This is a genomic window from Streptomyces sp. NPDC002130 (genome assembly GCF_040296465.1).
Taxonomy (GTDB): Bacteria; Actinomycetota; Actinomycetes; order Streptomycetales; family Streptomycetaceae; genus Streptomyces.
The window spans coordinates 1-2,285 of record NZ_JBEOXI010000583.1 but is presented as its reverse complement, the minus strand read 5'-3'; the positions used below and the strand labels follow the sequence as shown (position 1 = coordinate 2,285).

General features: G+C 59.8%; 5 protein-coding genes. 4 read left to right on the top strand and 1 reads right to left on the bottom strand.

All coding sequences use genetic code 11. From position 1 onward, the window contains the following. Nucleotides 1-183: hypothetical protein (locus ABT116_RS43095; protein ID WP_351646202.1), on the bottom strand; the 183-nt coding region annotated here is incomplete at its 3' end. Nucleotides 184-283: 100 nt separating this feature from the next. Here ABT116_RS43095 and ABT116_RS43090 point away from each other — a divergent pair. From ABT116_RS43090 to ABT116_RS43075, 4 genes are all read left to right on the top strand, one after another. Further along, entirely contained in the window at nt 284-685 is a 402-nt protein-coding gene (locus ABT116_RS43090; RefSeq protein WP_095971467.1) for a nuclear transport factor 2 family protein, read from the top strand. A gap of 164 nt (nt 686-849) precedes the next feature. Continuing rightward, nucleotides 850-1,005 (top strand): DUF6131 family protein, encoded by a 156-nt coding sequence (locus tag ABT116_RS43085; protein WP_003945564.1) that lies wholly within the window; start codon nt 850-852, stop codon nt 1,003-1,005. 241 nt (nt 1,006-1,246) lie between these two features. Further along, nucleotides 1,247-1,618, top strand: a complete 372-nt coding sequence (locus ABT116_RS43080; protein ID WP_283309361.1) for a hypothetical protein — start codon at nt 1,247-1,249, stop codon at nt 1,616-1,618. Between the two features lie 64 nt (nt 1,619-1,682). Further along, on the top strand, nt 1,683-2,285 hold a 603-nt coding region (locus ABT116_RS43075; protein ID WP_351646199.1), incomplete at its 3' end, for an AI-2E family transporter.

Sequence of the window (2,285 nt, the reverse complement as noted above, 5' to 3'; positions counted from 1 at the left end):
GGCCTTGGCGAGCGGCTCGGAGAAGTCGACGGTCAGCGCGCCCGGCCAGGTGCCGCTCGCCCAGCGGGCGTTGGCCAGCGGCACGAGGTGAACATACCGATGGACCTGGTCGAGATTGAAAACGAGGGGAAATCCGTAGATGTACGCCTGAGCTGCAAGCTCGGTGCGGGTGGTGCTGGTCATCGGTGCCCTCTCGTCGTTCACGTCGGTTCGAGGTCCACCTTGCGGGAACCCTGTCGTCGCGGCATCACCCGCAAGGGGTGACGGCGGGGAGGGAGTGGACATGTCGGATCAGGAGAAAGCGGCGTTGACAGCGACCGCAGACGAATGGAACGTCGCGATGTGCTCGAACGACGCCGAACGGATCGGCGACTTCATGACCGACGACTGGGTCATCGTTTCGGAATCGGGGGTCTCGACCAAAGCGGAGTTTCTGGCCTTCGTGGCCTCAGGCGACCTGACTCATTCGGCGATGGACCGTGTCGGGAACGCTCGCGTGCGCTTCTTCGGTGACGTTGCACTGTTCACCACACGGATCACCAATACTGCGCACTACGACGGCAGGCAGTACGACGCCGACGAGTGGACCACCGACGTGTTCGCCCGGCGAGAAGGTCGCTGGCGCTGCGTGTTGAGCCACATCACGCCGGCGGTCGAGGCGAAGATCGAGGACGCGGAACCGTGAACGAGAATGCGAAGAAACGCTGATGTTTTAACGTCGAGACTATTGGGTAGTAATACGAGTTCAGTATTTACGACGTCAATTATCGGATTTATAGAATGTGATGTTTTTGTAGTAGCGTCAGATGAGTAGATCATTTTTATACGCATACCGGATGAGGTTCTCACATGATTGTTCTCGGCATTATTCTGGCGTTGATCGGCTTCTTCACGGGGTTGAGTATTCTGACCACCGTCGGCATCATCTTGGTCGTCGTAGGTGCAGTTTTGTCCATCCTCGGTGCTACCGGGCGCGCAGTGGGCGGACGAAAAGTCTGGTATTGATCGATACTGGGCGAGTAGCTGAGAAGGCGGTACTTGGTCTCTTCGGAGATCGAGTACCGCTTTTTCGTTCTTCAATAGCTTTTCGGTGTCTCTACCCGATATCATCACTCTGTTCGGCGTCGGGTAAACATGAAGCATGCTTTCTCGAGACCATGACGAAGAGAAATCTGCCGAGCGATTCAGATTCCCTCGCAGATGGAATCAAGTTGACGAATCACGTCGCGGTTTGGTGTTGGCGTGGGTGGCCTTCACGCTGACGTTCGGCGGAGCACGTCTGGTGACGTGGTTGATCCAGATCGACACCAGGGATGTCGGCGACATCAGTGCCGGCGGCACTCATCTGCACCACTACTTGTGGGGAATTCTCCTGTTGGCGGGGGTGGCGATCTTCGGACTCGTCGACCGAAGCCCTCGCGCACGAACATGGATGGGCATCGCGTTGGGCATTGCGCTCGGACTCATCGTCGACGAGGCCGCGTTACTGATCACTCTCGACGACGTCTACTGGCAGAGTGACGGCTGGCCGAGCATCGCCATCGCTGTGTCGATCATCGGAGTTGTGGGAACCGGGCTCGCGCTGACACGAAGTGGAGCGGAGAAGCCTCGAGGTTGATCCGACTACGGCACGGGTACTCACCCTCGAGCCGGGAAGTCGCGCGGATCGTGAGGTGGCTTGAATGGATCCCAGTTCCGCGGACACCTCACCGGACTCCGACAGCGAAGTCCAAGCTCCGGATCCGATGGCGGTGGCCGAACGCGAAGCCGCCGCATTGGCGACGCCCGTCCGGCCGCTGGGTGAACCCGGACCGAGGTTCGATCGTCGTTCACCGTTCTTCATCGGTCTGACCGCCGCTGCCGGAGTTGCCGTGACTTACGCGGTGATCGAAGTGCTGCTTGCGGCGCGAGGCATGCTGATCCTGATCGTGGTGGCCCTGTTTCTCGCGGTGGGCATAGAACCGGTGATCGTCTGGCTGGAGCGGAGAAATTTCCGACGCTGGATCGCGGTCACCGTGGTGCTTTTCGGGATTGCCGTGATGTTGGCGCTGTTTCTCGTTGCTGCGATCACCCCGCTGGTCGAGCAGGGGCGTCAGTTCGCATCGCACGCTCCAGAACTTCTGACGCACATTCGGGACCGGTATCCCATCGTCAGCGACCTCGACGAGAAGTATCACCTCGAGCAGCACCTCACCACGCAACTGGACGGTTCGGGTTCTGCGCTCGCAACGGGTTTGCTCGGTGCCGGGCGGGCGGTGTTCAGCGCAGTCGCCGACGCCGGAATC